This window comes from Vibrio sp. V39_P1S14PM300 (assembly GCF_009904765.1).
GTDB classification, from domain to species: domain Bacteria; phylum Pseudomonadota; class Gammaproteobacteria; order Enterobacterales; family Vibrionaceae; genus Vibrio; species Vibrio proteolyticus.
Map to the genome: position 1 here is coordinate 1 of NZ_WXWP01000049.1, position 18391 is coordinate 18391.

The window sequence follows — 18391 nt, forward strand, 5'->3', positions numbered from 1 at the left end:
TATCGCAAGCAGTCTGAACCAGAGCGCCATACCGTCGCTGTGTCGCCGGGTTCAGTCGCATTGGCCAATATTCAGGTCCAAACCGACATCAAAGTCGTCGAGATCAGTAAAACCGCTCTCAAAGAGGCCGGCTTCTTCTTCGGCAAACAAACCGGCAATACCACCATAGGGATAGGCAACAGCTCGTCAGTCAACGGTTTTGGCGATGGCTCCCTGTTTTCCAATAACGGCTTTTTGCCCTTTTCAGATGCGTTCAACGTGATTATTGGAGACGCTTCCAAAGGCATTCTTGGCACCATCAGTGCTCTGAACGCCAACGGTTTTGCTTACACGCTGGCCGAACCCAGCTTAGTGACTATGTCGGGTCACACGGCGACCTTTCTGGCTGGAGGTGAATTTCCGTATCCAAAGAGCTCAGACGAAGGCGACATCACTATTGATTTCAAAGAGTTTGGTGTTCGCCTCCACCTCTCTCCGACAGTGTTGGAAGACGAACGTATTCTGCTCAAAGTGGCACCGGAAGTCAGCGAGTTGAACTATAATCAGGGCGTCAGCACCGCCGGTATTATCGTGCCCGGCATCAGCGTACGTCGCACCGACACCACCGTACAACTAGGCAACGGCGAAAGCTTTGTGATCAGTGGGTTGATCAGCAGCAATACCATGAAAAACTCCGACCGTTTTCCTGGCTTAGGCGATATCCCGATTCTCGGCGCGTTCTTTCGCTCCAGCCGCCTGGAGCAAAACGACAAAGAACTGATGATGGTCGTTACTCCGCATCTGGTCAAACCGCTGGCCAAAGACGCCAAACTCCCGCCGTTACCGGGAGAGGTTTACCGCCGCTATAACCCCAACTTTTTTGAACTGATTTTTCTTAATCAGGAGCCGGACGAACTGCCTGCAGGCATCGGCTTCTCGGAAGGCTTGTAAAGGAGAACACCATGGCAGGGATGAGTTGGTTTTCTTCACCTATACCGCCGGCCTATCAGGAGCTGGATCTCAAGCTGAAAGCGGATCTCCATCAGTTTATTCTGGAGCGAATGGAGGATGACGGCGTCATTTTCGATATGGCAGCGGTTGAAAAAGACAACATTTTGCTGCCCGTGACCTCGTATATTCATCAATATCTGGACACCCACAAACTGGACATTCCGGTTGAAATTGACAGTCTGGCCAAACAGATCCTGGATGAGATGATCGGCTTCGGGCCCATCGAATCTCTGCTGCAAGACCCAAGTGTCGACGATATTCTGATCAACGGTCCCAAGCGCGTTTATGTCGAACGCAACGGCCAGCTGGAACGCGTGAACCACCACTTCCTCAACGATGAACACGTGATTCGGGTGATTCGACGTATGTTGTCTCCTCTTGGCCGACGCGTCGATGAGTCGAATCCCATGGTCGATGCCCGCTTACCTGATGGCAGCCGGATCAACGCGATTATTCCGCCTTTGGCGCTGGATGGTGCATGCTTATCGGTGCGTAAGTTCAAACAGGACGCCTTAACCGAAGACTACCTGCTTGAGCATGGCGCGCTGAGTCATGAAATGATGACCTTCCTGAAACAGGGCGTCAAAGCCCGCTTCAATATCCTAATCAGCGGTGCGACCGGAGCCGGTAAAACCACGCTACTGAACATCCTCAGCCAATATATTCACGACCACGAACGTGTTGTCACTATCGAAGATGCGGCGGAATTACAGTTGCGAAACGGTCACGTGGTGCGCCTGGAGACTCGTCCGCCAAACTCAGAAGGCAGCGGTGAAGTCACTGCGCGTGAACTGCTCAAGAACGCGCTGCGGATGCGGCCAGACCGAATCATTCTCGGGGAAAGCCGCAGTGGTGAAGTACTGGACATGTTGCAAGCGATGAACACCGGTCATCTGGGTTCAATGAGTACGCTGCACGCCAACTCACCCAGCGATGCGTTGATCCGACTGGAAATGATGGTGACCCTGGCCGGCTTCAGTTCGAGCGAAAACTTCATTCGCAAAGTGGTGGCGTCGGCGGTGGATGTGATCGTTCAGGTCAACCGTCTGCCAAGCGGTAAACGGTTGATCACCGAGATTGTCGAAGTGAATCAGGTGAAAGGCAGTCACATTACCACCACCCCACTCTATCGCTACGACGCTGCCCGAAAGCAGTTCAACAGCATGAATTCCCTGTCGGATCATCTCCTGCAGCAACTGGAGGACATGCTATGAACATCTGGTTACTGGCGTCAGCACTGCTGCTTTGTATGGTCGTGGCAGCACTTTTATGGCTAGTGAAACAACAAAGTATCGAACCGGTAACGCTTGCCAAGCGCAAGAAAAAGCAAACCAATTATCAGGAACAGTTGAACGAATGGTGGCAACGGGCAGGATTTAGTCGCTCGCCAGCCAAAAACCTGGTACTGGCTTTGCTGCTGGCGACCAATACCTATCTGAGCGACACCGTGCTTGGCCTACCGGGAGCCATGCTGGGCGCAGCGCTGACCATGCTGGTGCTGTTTGCTCTGGCACAGTGGCGACGTAGCAACATCAAACGTCGCCTTATTCAGCAACTCCCTTCGTTCATCGATCAGGTTAACCGGCGTATCAAAGTCGGCATGAGTATCGCCAAAGCCGTCGAGCAATCGGCCAAAACCACCTCGAAGCCACTCAGTCTGGTGCTGGACAGAGTCAACCACCGCAAAAACATCGGTATTGAACTACAGGATGCGTTCTACAAAGAGAGTGTGATTACCGGAGTAAAGCCGTTTCGCCTTCTGGGTTCGATTTTCAACATCAATGCTCGTTTCGGCGGCAGCATCACCGATCCGCTCGACAGCCTGGTTCAGTTGCTGCGCCAGCAGGATCTCAGTCAGCGGGAGCTCAAATCCATTACCGGAGAAACGCGCATTACCGCCTGGGTTATCGGTATTGCCCCCACCATGGTCGGCATTTACATGATGAGCCAGAACCCGGAGCTACTGGTGAACATGTGGCAATCAGACAGTGGCCGGCACGCCTTGCTCTTTGGACTGGGGTTGCAAGCCACAGGGATTTTTATGATCTGGCGGATGTTTCGCAGCTTGTAGGAGGCGCGTATGTACAGTGACATCACATTCTACTGGTTGGGCGGCTCCATGTTGGTGCTGGGGTTGTCTGTCGTTTGCATCTATCTGGCACTGACCCTCAACCAAGCCCGAGCCCCCTCCACCAGCTCGGTACAAAAAGAAAAAATCCTCCAGACCAGCCAAAAGTGGTGGGGACGCTCGAAGCAACAGCACCAGAGCCAGTTATCCGACATGGTGGTCACCATGCGTCAGGCCGGCTACATCAGCAGCCGTCAGCAAATCATGTGTCTGTTTAAAATTGCTTTTGTCTGGATGAGCCTGGCGATGGTGGTGTTCGGACAGCTCGTCATCACAACACCCACATTCGGCGACACCTTCTTGTATGTCACCTTGTTGTTCGCGGCTGGTTTTTGGTTAACCCTGCGCTGGCTCAAAGCTCAGGCGCGAAAACGCGCCAAGAAAATCGACGAAGAGATGCTGGTCTCAGTACATCTGATGGCCATCTTGTGGCAGGTCGGGTTGTCGTTAGAAAGCCTGCTGCGCGCCTATTACAACGAAGCCAAAGACTTAACGCCCGAGGTCAATAAAGAGATCGCTCTGATTCTGGCGCGAATTGATGCCGGCCAGAGCCGCGAAACTGTGTTCAACGACGTGGCGACCATCAGCTTGTCGGTCGGTTTTCAGGATTTACTGACCATGATGTCTCAAGCCGGTGATACCGGCGGTGGTTTGCGCAGTTCATTCCAATCACTGGCCAAAATTCTTCAGGAACGCAAACGAACGGATTTACAGGAAAAGGTGACCAAAATGTCGGGAAAAATCTCTGTCACCATGATGGCATTTATGTTTCCGGCCCTGTTTATCGTACTGGGCGGCCCAGCCGCACTGGCACTCATCGCCGCATTTGGAGGTTAAATGAAAGGATTCGTGATTACGGCTGTGGCAATCACCTTGTCGGCTTGTGCGGTTACCCCTGCGCCAGTCGCGAAGCAAACACCCCAGACCACCAAAGGCCTGTGTGGTGAATCGCTGTCAAAACAGGATGGCATGAAGATCTCGATGGCGAAGCAGGCTTTCCAGCGTGGTCAATACTTCTCATCGCTGGCCACGCTTGAGCAGATCGACAGCAGCCTGGTGACCAAACAAGCGTTACAAGCCAACGCCTACCGAAAAACAGGCCAGCTAGCGAAAGCGCAAACCCTCTACACCAACTTGCTCTCCAGTTGCATCGAAGGCAACGCGGCGCATGGGCTTGGCCTGATCGCCGCTTATCAGGGTGATGTCAGACAGGCGCAGCAATGGCTGAGTCAGGCCGTGCGCGAAGAGCCGGCCAATGCCAATATCCGCAACGATTACGGCTTCCTGTTGCTCTCAACCGGCGAGGAACAACAGGCGCGCAATGAGTTTATCACCGCGCTTGAACTCAATCCTCAACACCAGACCGCGGCCAAAAACCTCTGGCTGGTGTTACTGCGAAACCACGAAGAGCTGGCCGCTTCTCAGTTGAAAGCGCGCTTTGCCTGGAGCGATACCGAAAGTCAGAAGATGACCAAAGCCGCCAAACAGCTCAAACCGATATCTGTTATGGAGAAAACGCAATGATACGCTTGATCCTTGGAACCTTGCTGTTCACCACCAGTGTGACCAGTGCGGCTTACGAAAGCACTAAACCTAACCAAACTGTCGTAAAGCAAGACACTACAAGGGCCTGGTTACTGATTCAGAAAAAGAATCTTCAGTCGACCCAATACGAAGATAAACTGACACCAGAGCAGGCTAACGCCGCGCAGGAACGAGTCGAAAACAGCTTCAAACACCCGCTGCCTGACAGCTTCATCGACAACGAATTTGGTGAATAACCATGACCTTCCGACGCCAGCGGGGTGCCATCGGAATTGGACTTGTCGCAGCGATGCTGAGCCTGATTCTGTTTGCTTCTCTGGCGGTCGATACGGCGCGTTTGGTGTACCAGCGACAGTCACTCCAGTCGATTGCGGATCTGTCGGCGCTCGAAGTGGTGCGCTCCACCCCCTACTTTGTCGACGACGCAGTCAAAACACAGTTGGAAACGGCGCTCTCGAACAAGTATCAAGATAAAATCAGTTCCGTTCAGGTACGCTTTGGCACCGCTCGGGTTGTTGATAATCAATGGGTTGTCGATACTGACGATTCACCTGAAAACGGCTACTCCGCCGCTCAGGTCATCGTCACCAAAGTGGTTCCTCAAAGCATGATTGCCGGGGGGCTGTTCAATAATGCCACCATGACACTGACAGCCCAGGCGGCCATTCAAAAAAGTGGCCTAATCCGCTTTGGTATCGGCTCCAAAACCCTCGCCACTAAAGAAAGTAATATTCTGAATGCGGTGCTCAGCGATGCTTTGGGGATCGATGTTGATCTTACGGTCGCCGACTATCAGGGCGTCGCCAACAGCACCATCAAGCTGAGCAACGTTCTGACGGAACTGGCGATCAAAGAAGGTCTGGCGACACCACAGGAAGTGCTGGATGCCAGCATTAACATTGCCGACCTCATGACAACGTATGTCTCGCTGCTGACCAATGACGACGATGCCACGTATGGACTTGACCTGGTGGTTGACCAGCTCGCTCTGGCAGTCGGGTTACCTGAGGTGGTGCTGGGCGACATTCTGACTATTCCGGATGGCAGTAACACGCAAGCCGCCGCACTGACCAGCGACCTGAACGCCCTCGACTTACTGACTGCCACCGTCTATGCCGCCAACCAGAATAACTTCCTCTCAATACCGGATTTATCGCTGGGGATTCCTGGCGTGTTGAGTTCAACATCACAAGTCAGCGTGATTGAACCACCCCAGTTCACGATCGCTACTCTGCCAGTGGTCGCTGGCATGGAGCCGAAAGTCACCAATGCCCAGACACAGGTCAATATAGAGGCCGATCTGGATCTGTTCGGCCTTATCAGCATCGGGGATGTCACTGATATCAGCACCACCCCGCTGTCGATACAGGTCGATACGTCGCAATCAACCGCCACACTCACTGACGTGGCCGACAACACCGCGAACTTCTCTACGCTCAGTTCACTGGCGGATATTTCCGTTGATAACCTGACTATTACGGCAACCATTCTCGGTATAGATATCGATATTACAGCGCAAATCAACGTCGAGAACAAAGACCCGGTCAGCAATACCTTAAGCATCGATCTGGAAGACGTCGCTACAGCGGACGGCTCATACGTCGTGACCGTTACTCGCGATCAAGAATTCTCCACCAGCGTGGTCCTGACAGTGGAAACGGATATCAATGCCATTCCCATCCTCGGGCCGTTGATCAAAGCGATCGTCAATAACACCCTGCTTGCGACACTTAATCCGTTAGTCTCCACCATCGTGGACAGTTTACTTTCTGATTTGCTGATCCCGATTCTGGAGTCGCTGGGCCTGCAAGTGGGCGGAGCAGATATGTGGGTGGATGCGGCCAATGTCAGCCAATATGGCTTGATTGAGTAACGACAGAAATCACCTGATTTCTGTCGCCTGATTCGATGATAACGCGCACTTAAACAGTCGGTGACGTTTCTGCCGGAAAGGCTTTTTCGTACTCCTGCATGAAATCCTGGCGAATCGCATGTTCAAGCTCGTTGGCTTTGTCGGTCGGGCAGAAAATCATGATATGCACGATCTGCTCCCCGGTTGCCGCGCTGCTGATGTGTATGTGCGGCTCTGCACCTGGCAAATCCACACCGGCGTGTTTTTCAATCATGGCGTTGTAGCGTCGGGCAACATCGGCAAAGTAGTGAAAATGCTCCTCAATTTTATGCTCAACTTTTTCCAGCATCGGATAAAGGTTCACGAAGTCTTTTACCACAATGGAAAAGTTGTGGTACACGTATCGCTTCATAAAGTTGAGATTTTTTACCGGATAGGTAAAGAACATGCTGTTTGGCAACGTCGCAGTTTTGCCGGTGTAGTGATACTGGCCGTGGTGAAGGTCGATCTCCTGAATCACGGTCGCCATCATATTGTGGTCAATCACTTCACCGCACAACTTGCCGACTTCAATCCAGTCCCCAACGCGAAAAGAGCGCGAACTGGCACGTTGAATTGAACCGGTAAAACAGAGGATGATCTCTTTTGACGCCACCACGATAGCAACCGCAATTGCGGTGACTGAGAGTGCGAACTCACTGATTTCCGATTGCCAGAGCATAAACATCAGCAGTAGGAACATTGCAAAGCTACTGTTTTTGGTGCGCGACATCCATTTACGTTGTTTGTCGGAGAGGAACGCGTCGTCACCGCGTATTCTGGCCAGGATCAGGCGACGCAGAAGCACCACCAGAAGCATAATCAGTGCTGTAAACAATAACTTATGGTTGATGAGAAAATCCCATACCACCACCACTTTTTCCATTCATCACCCCTGAAAAAGAGAAAGGCACACTCTCTGATTGGTTTGCGAACATTGTGAAGCGTTCTTAGTATAAGGCAAATAAATCTATAAATAGTGTGCTCTGTGTTAAGCAAATGTAGGCCATTTGGACGTTATAACAGCAGTATCTTTTACACCGCGCCAAAAGCGGGCGCAGAGAAGCAGGAATGGGGAAGTATTTAACACAACGATAAAGTAGCAACGCGAATATATTGCGCCAATATAATAAGCACAATAAAAGAAACAGTATTAATATAAAAAATTATAATAGGCTGCCACAAACGTTAAATACAGAAAGTTAAACGCAACCACAAATACAAAGAAGTTCATTTTTCTTATTTTCAATGAGGTTAATTCCTACAGACAAATCGTCAACACCAACTGACTCGGTTGAGTAAGGGATAATCAACTTGGCCGTGAGGAGTATAACACAGGAAAAAATATTAAATTTAAGACAAATGACGTGTTTTACCCTTTGATGACAACTTTATTAAAAAAGATCGTTTTCATGACCACCTCTTTGATATTGCTTGGAGATCAGCATCTATGTCGCTTATTGTTTGATATTTATCCATTGCTTGCACAAGTGGCGCTTTGGTGAGCGTCTTCTCGACACCATTAAAAAATCACCGGGAATAACTGGACTAAGCTCAGAATGTCATAATCTCGTAGCAAAATATTAACTGCGCTCTCCATCTCCTCAAGGAACGCCCAATATTAAACACCTTGCATTATTAGTTGCGAATCCTCAATCACTTGAAACATATAATTCTCTCAGGTTTGATATTCTAAAATTATCGGAAACTTCCCACTTGACGGGGAATATTCATTTGAGCAGAAAACATTACCGTGATTGCATCATGATGATTAATTCACTGAAATTACTGAGTAATAAGCATGTTATCCATTTTATTCAACAAATGAATAACAATCCGTTTCTGACGGTCAAAAAAAGCGACACTCTAAGTGTCGCTTTTTCGTCTCTGGTTTTGTTACTGGTACTTTGCCGAACTGATAAACTCACCGAAGCTTTCACACCAGACAATCGCGGTATTGTACTGGTCGATATTGACTCCCTCAGGCAGTTTGAGAGTAAAACGGTCAAAGGTTTTCACATCGCCAATCTGCACCATCGATGATTGATACGTGGCAAAGTCAGCTTCGCTCTCGACAAAAATCGGTGAAAGATACAGTTTGTAATCTGGACCCGGGGCCAGTTTCCCCTGAAACACCACATCCGTGTTGGTTATCTTGATCTCCCCTTCTCCCCAATGCAGGAAATCACTGTCTTTGCGTGCGCGATCAAATTGCCCCGTATAGCGGGCATCCTGACTGAGGCGCTCAATTTTCGCCATATCCGGGGAGTCTGGTTGCGTTAAAATCGGCAGCAGATAGATTCCCAAGCCAACGCCCAACACGCCCACCGCTAAGTGTGACACCAGCAAAAATAACCATTTCATGTCTTATCATCCGTAAAATCAGAGAGATAAGACAACTTTACACCATCAGTGTAATGGTTGACACCGCCTGACGCCTTATTCTCTGTGATACTGTGCGGTTTTTTCTGACAGACGCAGGATCACTTTGACGGCCTGTTCCATCGCTTCGACCGAAACAAACTCGTGAATACCGTGGAAGTTATACCCACCAGTGAACAGGTTCGGGCAAGGCAATCCCATGAACGACAATCGCGCCCCATCGGTGCCGCCACGAATGGGTTTAATCACGGGCTCAACATCGCACTCCATCATTGCCTGCTTAGCCAGTTCAACAATATGAGGATGCGGCTCAATCATTTCGCGCATGTTGTAGTAACAGTCTTTCATTTGCAATTCGACACGCCCATGATGCAGTTGGGCATTCAACGTATCCACCTGCTGTCGCATGTAGGCTTTGCGCGCTTCCAGCCCTTCACGTTCAAAATCACGCAAGATGTAGCTCAACTGGCTCTTAGCCACGCTCATTTTCGCTGATTTAAGATGATAAAACCCCTGATAGCCTTCGGTCTGCTCTGGTGTTTCTGCCTGCGGCATCATCATCTGAAACCGGGCCGCAATGTTCATTGCGTTGACCATCTTATCCTTTGCCCAACCAGGATGGACGTTGTTGCCGTAAATGATCACTTCTGCATTAGCGGCGTTAAAGTTTTCGTATTCCAGTTCACCCAGTGGCCCACCATCTACGGTGTAAGCCCACTGCGCCCCAAAACGTTCTACGTCGAACAAATTTGCCCCGCGACCAATTTCTTCATCCGGAGTAAAACCGATGCAGATGTCGCCATGCGCGATCTCGGGGTGTTGAATCAACTCTTCGATTGCCGTGACAATCTCGGCGATGCCGGCTTTATCGTCGGCTCCGAGCAGTGTCCGGCCATCTGTCGTAATCAGGTTGTGCCCATGCAGTTGATGCAGCTCTGGATAGCGAATCGGTGACAGTACTTCGTCACCTTTACCCAGAGCGATATCTCCCCCCTGATACTCTTCAATGAACTGTGGTGCAATGTTACGACCAGACGCATCGGGAGCAGTGTCCATATGGGCGATAAACCCAACCGCCGGTACTGCAAAGTCGACATTCGACGGCAGTTTTGCCATCACGTAGCCGTGCTCGTCCAGACTGACCTGACTGAGGCCCAGTTCGGTCAGTTCGTCACGAAGGTATTCGGCAAACGTCATCTGACCCGCCGAGCTCGGGCAGCATGACTTAGCAGGGTTCGATTGGGTATTAAAACTGACGTATTTTAAAAAGCGATTTACCAGATTCTTCATGTTCGTATTCTCAATCTGTCTATTCTATCCGGGTTGCCCGGTCTGTTCGTGCTCAGCGGAGCCGTGAGTGACTTTTTATACTACTCTCCACAATTTCACGGGCTTTGTTGTAAATCAGCTTTTTACTCAGTTTATGATCTCGGCGTCGCCGTGTTGTCAGAGGTACGGCCCATTAAAAAAGACGGCCGGAGCCGTCTTTTTACACAATCAGAGTTGATCAGAATTTATAGCCAACACCCACCATAAAGACCCAAGGGTCGATTTCAACGTCGGTTTTGTACTTGTTGACGCCGTCGGTGTAAGTGGCTTCAGTGTCAATGTCTGCATACCAGACCGCACCGTTCACAAACCATTTGTCGTTGATCATGTAGTCAGCACCCAGGTTTGCCGCCAGTCCCCATGAGTTGTCCAGATCCAGATCTTTCAGACCCGATTTGTTGTTGAACTTCTCATCGAAAAAGATGGTGTAGTTAATACCTGCACCCACATACGGACGGAACTTGCTCTGTGCATCACCAAAGTAATATTGCAGCATAAAAGTCGGTGGCAAATGCTTGGTTTCTGCGATATCACCCAGGTCACCCAGACCGGTCGAAATGCTGTGTTTGAACGGCGATGCCGCCAGTACTTCGAAACTGATGTTGTCGGTAAACATGTAACCAAAAGTCAGTCCCAGTTGAGTATCGGAATCGACTTTCAGCTCTTCATCAGAACCAAGAATTTTATCACTGCTGTCGTTTGGCACCACGGTCGCTGCGCCAGCGCGAAGAATAAAGTCACCTTTGCTGTGCGCAAGAACATTCGCAGACATCAGGGCAGAAAGTACGGCAAGGCCGCAAAGCGTCTTTTTCATTATTATTTCCTTTTGGTGTGGCAATATTTATTGGAATTGGTGAGCACCCTAACACATAAAAACCCCACCATTTTGATGGAAATCAATTTGTAAAAATTATCTAACTCTCAAATACATTTTCCAAACATCGATCACCTTTTTCTGCAATCAAAATTACAGTTATGTAATGCAAACTTTGTGTGCATCACACTGTTTTTCGGGTACAAAAAAGCCGCTGATGCGCAGCGGCTTTTGACCATTTGGGTCGTTTACAAATGGAAGAACGACAGGTGTGATTTCTGTTTCTCTGCCAGGTGTGACAACTCACTGCTCGCGCTAGCGCTCTGGCTTATCCCGGCCACATTCTGATTGACCAGTTCAGACATATTCACGACACTGCGGTTTATATCCTGAGTGACCTGAGACTGCTCTTCCGCGGCAGTGGCCACCTGAGTATTGGAATCATTGATGTCTGATACCGACTCCGTAATCCCCACCAGAGCATCATTGGCGCGCTGCGCCAGATCGTTATTGCGATGCAGCATTTCCAGACTGGTTTGCATGCTGGTATCAGCCAGACCAGATTGCTTTTGTAACTCTTCGATGATCGCCTGAATTTCGCCCGTCGATTCCTGGGTGCGCGCCGCCAGCATACGAACTTCATCAGCCACCACGGCAAAGCCGCGTCCAGATTCTCCCGCTCTCGCAGCTTCAATCGCCGCGTTCAGTGCCAACAGGTTTGTCTGTTCAGACACATCACGGATTACTTCGATGACATTGCTGATCTGTTCCGATTGCAGTTTCAGTGTCTGCACAACCGACGCAGCGTCATTGAGTGCATTCGACATCTGTTCGCTGGCTTGTTTGCTTTCGCCAAATATCGCTAAACCTGATTTCGCCAGTTCGTCGGCTTCACGGGCAGTAGAGTCGGCTGCCGTTGCGTTGTCACTGACATTGTTGGCAGTACTGGCCAGTTCGTTAACCGCCGATGCCACCTGCTCGATTTCACACAGCTCCTGCTGCGCATTCTGTTCTGCCTGAGTCATGACCGCCGCCAACTCAGTTGAGGCAGAGGCCACTTCTTCACTGATGCGGATCAGTTGCTCTACAGTTGAGTGTAATTGTATAGCTGTCTTGTTGACGTCTTTACTCAGCATCGCGATTTCATTTTCGCCGTCAGCATCAGCCCGAACATTGAGATGCCCTAACGCCAGTTCACGCATCACGCCCTGCAACTTGATAATTGGGGTAACGATCATGCCCGACAGGAACCAAGCCGCCAGTAATGAGACTGCCAGCACAGCCAGTACCGACAACGACGCGACATTCTGTACATGCTTATTCTGCTCAGCACTTTTCTCCATTGAACGGGTGGAGAACTCATTGACCTTGCGAGACAGGGTGTTGATCGCCTTGACCATCTGGATACCTGCATCACGGTAGCCTGAGATAAACTGGTCGTATTCGTGCTCACCGACCAGCCCCTGATCGCTGCGAGACAAAAACTCGACCGCACGCACGGAATAGTTCACGTAACCTTCAATCGCCTGACGTACATTTTGCACATCACCGGCAAAGGTTTTGCGCTTGGCCATTTCATTCAGATCGTGCTGAATGGCTTGCATGCTTTGCTTTAGCTCAGCGAGAAAGGCGTCGCGGCGGTCAGCATCGTAAATGGCGTACACGGCGCTGATGCGCAATGGATAAACCTCATCGTCAATCTGAGCAAGAGTGTCTTTGTAGAACACCAGGTCGTTGGTGTTGGAGATGATCAGTGCTTGTTCAGATTCCAGGTTGTTTTTCGTCACCCACAGTGAGATCAACAACGCCAGAGTGGTAAACATGACAGGCAGTAGCACCTGCTTGCGAATAGACATGTTTTTTAGGGAAAACTGCATTTCTTGGCCCTTATGGTGAATTTGAGCGTGTCCCTACTGATTAAGATTATTCCCACTTCTTTGAGGCCAGAATTCTAGACTTAGATCACAAATTAGTCTAGGTAAAAGTGCATTTATTACAATGAGTTGCATAAAAATCATTGTCAAAGTTATGACAGCTCGACATATTAATGACAACATGACAGGAAATAACAATTTATGAAGAAAAATGTCATCTTCAAACGTTGCGGTATTGGACACCAGCCCTTCTATCAACTTGGGGTTAGTAATAGAATACAAAGACCATACTTTGAGAGACATTAGTCAAAACTCTATGAGCAATATAGGATCGACTTCAGAGGAGCCGACTGAAAAAGGCGTCACCAAACGCAACCGGGGACGCCCTGTTGGTGATCGAGCCTCCAGAAAGGCTGAGCTGATGTCTGCGGCAATTGCCGTAACGGCAGAAGAAGGTTATTCGGGTGCGTCACTGCGCAAAGTCGCCAAGAGAATGGGGGCGACGACAGGCACCGTAACGTATTACTTCGCCAATAAAGAAGAAATGCTAGCCGCAGTCGCAGAAGAACTGTTTATACGCTTCCACAAGCAGCTTGCATTTGATACGCCACACGCCGACATTAACTTAGTCATAGAAAAGCTGTTAACCTGGGATGATTCTGAACAACCGGGCTTATGGCTGGCATTTTTACAGCTACTCACTCACGCTAGACAAGAGCCCGCATTTGCCCCAGTCATTCAACGTCACTATGCAAAAATCAGAGAAGCTTTGACATTTCTGGTAGAAAAAGGTCAGTCAAATCAAATTATCCGAAATGATATTACTGCCGATATGTTGGCTGAACAGCTTAGTGCGCTTGGTGATGGTTGGATGATGATGATGTCTATTGAACCAGAAAGGTTCACACCGGAGAAAATTCAATTGCTGTCCGACGCAGTCCTTACGCTGATCAAACCCGGCCAATAAATCGGCGTCCCTTAATGCCCCCCAAATAATAAAAAGCCGGATAAATATCCGGCTTTTTAAGATTATTCTGTGTGCGGTGCCCTGTATATCAATGCGTAGAGAACCGGCAACACAATCATGATCAGCAGGGTAGCAAAGAGCAGCCCACCAATGATCGTCACCGACATGGACGAGAAGAAATTGTCGAAGATCAAAGGAATCATTCCGAGCGCCGTAGTAAGCGCTGCCATGGATACTGGCCTTAAACGACTCACTGATGCATCCACAATCGCAGTGGTGAGACCTCGACCTAACGGTAGCTCCAAATTAATCTGCTCGATAAGGACAATCGCATTTTTTATCAGCATTCCGACCAGGCTTAAAAACCCTAACAAGGCCATAAAACCAAATGTTTCTCCCGACACCAACAGGCCAACCGTAACACCAATCAAAGCCAGCGGCACACAAAGCCAGATGACCAGAGGCTGGCGTAATGAGTTGAACATCATGATGGTAATGAGGATCATCGCAATCACAAAAATCGGTATCGAAGACGCTAAACCAGACTCAGCTTTCCGTGAATCTTCATATTCGCCGCCCCATTCCAGTGTGTAGCCAGCCGGCAGGTTTAGTGCTTCAACCTTAGGACGAATTTGCTCAAATAGCTTGCTGGCATTTCCTTTTATAGGGTCGGCAAAAACGGTGATCGTTCGTTTACGATCTCTGCGATGGATGATTTCATCCTCAAACGCGACCTCGTAAGACGTCACCACCTGTCTTAGCGGAATCATTCGTTGAGCCGAATGGCTCCATATTTGCAGATCCGACAGGCTGCCTATGTCATTGCGGCTTTTCTCATCTGAGCGAACAATAATAGGCAGAAGTAAATCTGACTCACGGTACACACCACTCACGACCCCCTGGAAGCCCTCCTGAATAGCCTGAGCCACCATCTGGTGCGTGATGCCATTCGTATCGGCCTGCTCTTCAGCCATGACGGCTTTGATCACTTTTACTGGTTGGCGCCAATCGGTGCGTACAGACTTAGTGTTTGGCTCCATTCGATATATATGTTCGACTTGTGTGGCAATGCGTCTAAGTTCATCAGTATCCGGACCACTTATACGTGCCTGAATTTTCCCCGTTGAACCAGGCCCCAGTAGAAATGTTGAAGCATAAACCTGGCCATCTGGAAGCGCCGCGGAAATCTGGGCTTCAACTTTAGGAAGCAACTCATCAATAACACTTTGATCAGACACTCCCACAATAAATTGCGCGTAAGAACTGTTTGGCTGCTCAGGTTGATAAGTCAGCAAAAATCTAAGTGCTCCTTCACCGACGCTGCTGGTCACGGTCTCAACACCATTTTGCTCAAGTAATATCTTCTCGATTACTTTGGCATCTTCGCGGGTTTCATCTATGTGTGTCCCCTGCGGCAACCAGTAATCAACCAAAAACTGTGGTCGTGTTGCACTGGGAAGGAAGTTTTGCTCTATGAGCGTAAACCCCCACATAGATAGGGCAAATAAACCCACCACCGACGCTGAGCTGAGGTATCGGTGACGGATACAGCTACGCAGAAACGTCTTATAGCGATTGTAAAAACGAGTATCGTACGGGTCACTATTGCTGTCGGACGCCGGAGTTTTTTTGAAAAATAAGACACACATCAACGGCGTCACCGTTACTGCTGTCAGCCAACTAAGCAACAACGACACCAATACGACCTGGAATAAAGAGCGACAAAACTCACCGGTTTCATCATTTGATGTTCCGATAGCGGCAAAAGCCAGAATCGCAATGAGAGTGGCTCCCAACAATGGCCAGGCTGATTCTCTGACTACATCGATTGACGCTTCTTTCGCTGGCTTCCCTTTTTGCATCCGTATCAGAACACCATCGACAACAACAATAGCGTTATCGACCAGCATCCCCAACGCAATGATGAGTGCTCCTAATGACACCCGCTCCAGTGCAACACCAAAAGGCGCTAGGAATAGGAACGATCCTACAATCGTCAAAATCAGGATGAAGCCGATCAAGAGACCACTTCTCAACCCCATAAACAACAACAAAACAACAATGACAATCGCCGTTGCCTCAATAAGGCTAGTGACAAAACCTGATATCGCGTTTTGTACTGAATCGGATTGAAAGGATACGGTGTTGACTTGGATGCCAACTGGCCGTTGGTTTTCAAGCTCGGCTAAGCGAGATAGCAAAGCCTCTCCCATGGTCACCACATTGCCACCGGAAACCGTTGAGATTCCCAGCCCGATCCCAGCTAACCCATTGAAACGAATCTCATTATTCACTGGATCAACATAATCTCGGGTAACTGCAGCCACATCGCGTAGATAGATCTGCCGCCCATTAACAGGGCTGCTGATCAACAAACTTTCAATATCCTGAAGTGACTGCAGACCACCAGTCGGTTTAATCGTCACGAACGCACGACCAAGACGAGCGCGCCCTCCGTCAACGGCTAACCCTTTTTGCCGAAGTTGTCCAATGATCACCTCAGGTTGAATACCTAACTGAGACAAGCGATCCCGATTAAATTCAACATAAATCGCTTCCTGCCTTTCAGCAAAAGTGGTGACTTTACCCACATCCTTAACCAGCAGCAGTTCACGCTTGAGGGTATCAACATAACGTTTCAGCTCGGCATAACTGTAGTCTTTCCCTGTAACCACCAAAAAGGCGCTATACACATCACCATAATCGTCCATAACAATTGACTGACTGGCTCCCGGGGGTAAGGATGCTTGGGCATCATTAATTTTCCGGCGCAGTTCATCCCAGACTTGCGGCAAAGTGGATTTATCATATTCATCTTTCACCTTTACTGTGATCGTCGATAAACCACGCTCTGACTTCGACTTTACGCGCTCCAGTTGCCCGAGTTGTTGAATAGCCTGTTCGAGTTCATCACTGACTTCTTGCTCTACTTCAAGCGCAGAGGCGCCCGGGTAAGACGTAATAACCAAAGCTTCTTTAATTGTAAATTCTGGGTCCTCCAGACGGCTCATATTGAGGTAGGACAAAACGCCTGAAACAAACATCACAACCGTAAGAACCAACGTGACAATTCGATTGTTGATCGCGACAGCAGCTAAATTCATGTCACCTATTCCTCCATCAAGTGAACTAAATCACCTTCAGTGAGAAATTGGACACCGGAGGTTACAATCACGTCGCCCTTCGCAAGCCCCTTTCTGACTTGGATTCGAGAGCCAGTCGCATCACCTAAACTCACGGCTTTGCGTACCACTGCACCTACTTTCGGGTCGACCACCCAAACAGATGCGGATTTGTCAGGCTCGGCGAGAATAGCGCTTTCAGGAATCATAAACGTAGTGCCTGCAAAACCACCAGCTATCCGGTCTTGTTCTGACTTCTCTCGATACAAAACGCGGCCTGTCATACCCGGACTGACACTTACGACATTCGGCGTTTCAAAGCTGACCGTCACTTCAAAAGTACGAGTCACCGGATCGGCCATAGAGGAGAATGCGCTGATTTTTGCGGGTAGCTCAGCATTAGGATAAGCACTCAGCTCGACAAAAATCTGCTCATTGAAATCGATATCCGAAACGGCATCCACTTTCTTGGTTCGCGCCCAGTCAGCTTCTGGAACGTGAATTTTCATTTCCAACGCCTCTTCACTTAGAAGAGTTAGTACCGTTTGTTTGGCCTGCACGTTGGCAAAATCTTCCACCATTTTTTTCGCCACTCGGCCATCAAATGGCGCGACAAGCACAGTGTCATCTAGCATTTTTTGTGCTTGCTTTAGCTCAGCTTGTGCGACTCTTAGTCCACGACGAGCCTGATCCAGTTGCTGCTTAGTGACAGCATGATGTTTAAAGGCCGCTTGATATCGTTCAAAGTCACCTCTGGCCGCACTCACTTCAGCTCGCATCCGGTCACGCTGAGCCTGAAACGTGTCTGGCTCCAGACGAGCCAATACTTTGCCAGCCCGGACAAACTCCCCCTCAATCACCGCAAACTCGCTGATTCTGCCAGAGACCTCAAAAGCCATGTCCGACTGCTTGACCGCAGACACCTGTCCCGGATATTTAAATACCCGCTGGACTGAGTCCATACCCACAGTATGCAATTTAACTGGTCTTGAAATTCGTTCTCTCTTGTCCTGAAGTTGTTCTTCACACCCAGTCATCAATGCCAGTGGCACCAATAAAAACCAAGCCCATATCCGCCGACTATTTCGTTTCACCATTCGTATACCCGTAATTCGTTACGCTCTATTGCAACAACACCCACGCCATTACAACCAAAAGTAAAATGTCTTACTCAGAACTCATCTGATATCGCCGCCTTCACGCAGTTAGAGCGGCTCCAAGCGGAACAGAGGATATAACAATAACACCATTTAACACAACACTTGTTATTTAAAATAAACAGCACAAACTGAAATACATATCACTGTACCCGCAACTGCAGTGTTCATAGACTCGCGTCACGATTATGA

At 49.3% G+C, this 18391-nt stretch carries 15 protein-coding genes; 8 read left to right on the forward strand and 7 right to left on the reverse strand.

What is annotated here, in order from left to right; all coding sequences use genetic code 11:
- From CAG65_RS02535 to CAG65_RS02565, 7 genes are all read left to right on the forward strand, one after another.
- A partial coding sequence (locus tag CAG65_RS02535) for a type II and III secretion system protein family protein (RefSeq protein ID WP_161451958.1) occupies nucleotides 1-930 on the forward strand: 930 nt, incomplete at its 5' end.
- 11 nt (nucleotides 931-941) lie between these two features.
- A complete protein-coding gene (locus CAG65_RS02540; protein ID WP_161451960.1) occupies nucleotides 942-2204 on the forward strand; it encodes a CpaF family protein in 1263 nt (420 codons plus the stop codon).
- Nucleotides 2201-3061 (forward strand): type II secretion system F family protein, encoded by an 861-nt coding sequence (locus CAG65_RS02545; RefSeq protein WP_161451962.1) that lies wholly within the window; start codon nucleotides 2201-2203, stop codon nucleotides 3059-3061. The genes CAG65_RS02540 and CAG65_RS02545 overlap by 4 nt, the downstream gene beginning before the upstream one ends.
- Nucleotides 3062-3070: 9 nt before the next feature.
- Nucleotides 3071-3955 (forward strand): type II secretion system F family protein, encoded by an 885-nt coding sequence (locus CAG65_RS02550; protein WP_161451964.1) that lies wholly within the window; start codon nucleotides 3071-3073, stop codon nucleotides 3953-3955.
- A complete protein-coding gene (locus CAG65_RS02555; RefSeq protein WP_237668728.1) occupies nucleotides 3956-4642 on the forward strand; it encodes a tetratricopeptide repeat protein in 687 nt (228 codons plus the stop codon). It abuts the gene before it with no gap.
- On the forward strand, nucleotides 4639-4899 hold the full coding sequence (locus CAG65_RS02560; RefSeq protein WP_161451966.1) for a DUF3613 domain-containing protein: 261 nt from the start codon (nucleotides 4639-4641) through the stop codon (nucleotides 4897-4899). Before CAG65_RS02555 ends, CAG65_RS02560 begins: the two co-directional genes overlap by 4 nt.
- A 2-nt stretch (nucleotides 4900-4901) precedes the next feature.
- Entirely contained in the window at nucleotides 4902-6536 is a 1635-nt protein-coding gene (locus tag CAG65_RS02565) for a pilus assembly protein TadG-related protein (RefSeq protein ID WP_161451968.1), read from the forward strand.
- Nucleotides 6537-6585: 49 nt separating this feature from the next.
- On the opposite strand, the gene CAG65_RS02570 is transcribed toward CAG65_RS02565, so the two are convergent.
- The 5 genes from CAG65_RS02570 to CAG65_RS02590 form a co-directional block, all read right to left on the reverse strand.
- Nucleotides 6586-7440: a mechanosensitive ion channel family protein gene (locus CAG65_RS02570; RefSeq protein ID WP_161451970.1), complete on the reverse strand. Its 855-nt coding sequence runs from the start codon at nucleotides 7438-7440 to the stop codon at nucleotides 6586-6588.
- Nucleotides 7441-8450: 1010 nt separating this feature from the next.
- Nucleotides 8451-8918 carry a DM13 domain-containing protein gene (locus CAG65_RS02575; RefSeq protein WP_161451972.1) on the reverse strand — a complete coding sequence of 156 codons (468 nt, stop codon included), beginning with the start codon at nucleotides 8916-8918 and terminating at the stop codon, nucleotides 8451-8453.
- 75 nt (nucleotides 8919-8993) lie between these two features.
- Nucleotides 8994-10226, reverse strand: a complete 1233-nt coding sequence (gene pepT / locus CAG65_RS02580; protein ID WP_161451974.1) for a peptidase T — start codon at nucleotides 10224-10226, stop codon at nucleotides 8994-8996.
- Between the two features lie 217 nt (nucleotides 10227-10443).
- Complete coding sequence (ompW, locus tag CAG65_RS02585) at nucleotides 10444-11079, reverse strand: outer membrane protein OmpW (protein WP_161451976.1); 636 nt, start codon at nucleotides 11077-11079, stop codon at nucleotides 10444-10446.
- 248 nt (nucleotides 11080-11327) lie between these two features.
- Nucleotides 11328-12956, reverse strand: a complete 1629-nt coding sequence (locus CAG65_RS02590) for a methyl-accepting chemotaxis protein (RefSeq protein WP_161451978.1) — start codon at nucleotides 12954-12956, stop codon at nucleotides 11328-11330.
- Nucleotides 12957-13164: 208 nt separating this feature from the next.
- On the opposite strand from CAG65_RS02590, the gene CAG65_RS02595 reads away from it, so the two are divergent.
- The gene (locus CAG65_RS02595; RefSeq protein ID WP_202599241.1) at nucleotides 13165-13920 is read left to right on the forward strand and encodes a TetR/AcrR family transcriptional regulator; all 756 of its coding nucleotides are present in this window, start codon (nucleotides 13165-13167) and stop codon (nucleotides 13918-13920) included.
- 62 nt (nucleotides 13921-13982) lie between these two features.
- On the opposite strand, the gene CAG65_RS02600 is transcribed toward CAG65_RS02595, so the two are convergent.
- Together CAG65_RS02600 and CAG65_RS02605 are read right to left on the reverse strand one after the other, a co-directional pair.
- Nucleotides 13983-17024, reverse strand: a complete 3042-nt coding sequence (locus CAG65_RS02600; RefSeq protein WP_161448358.1) for an efflux RND transporter permease subunit — start codon at nucleotides 17022-17024, stop codon at nucleotides 13983-13985.
- Between the two features lie 5 nt (nucleotides 17025-17029).
- Nucleotides 17030-18139 carry an efflux RND transporter periplasmic adaptor subunit gene (locus tag CAG65_RS02605; protein WP_081693185.1) on the reverse strand — a complete coding sequence of 370 codons (1110 nt, stop codon included), beginning with the start codon at nucleotides 18137-18139 and terminating at the stop codon, nucleotides 17030-17032.
- Between the last annotated feature and the right edge of the window lie 252 nt (nucleotides 18140-18391).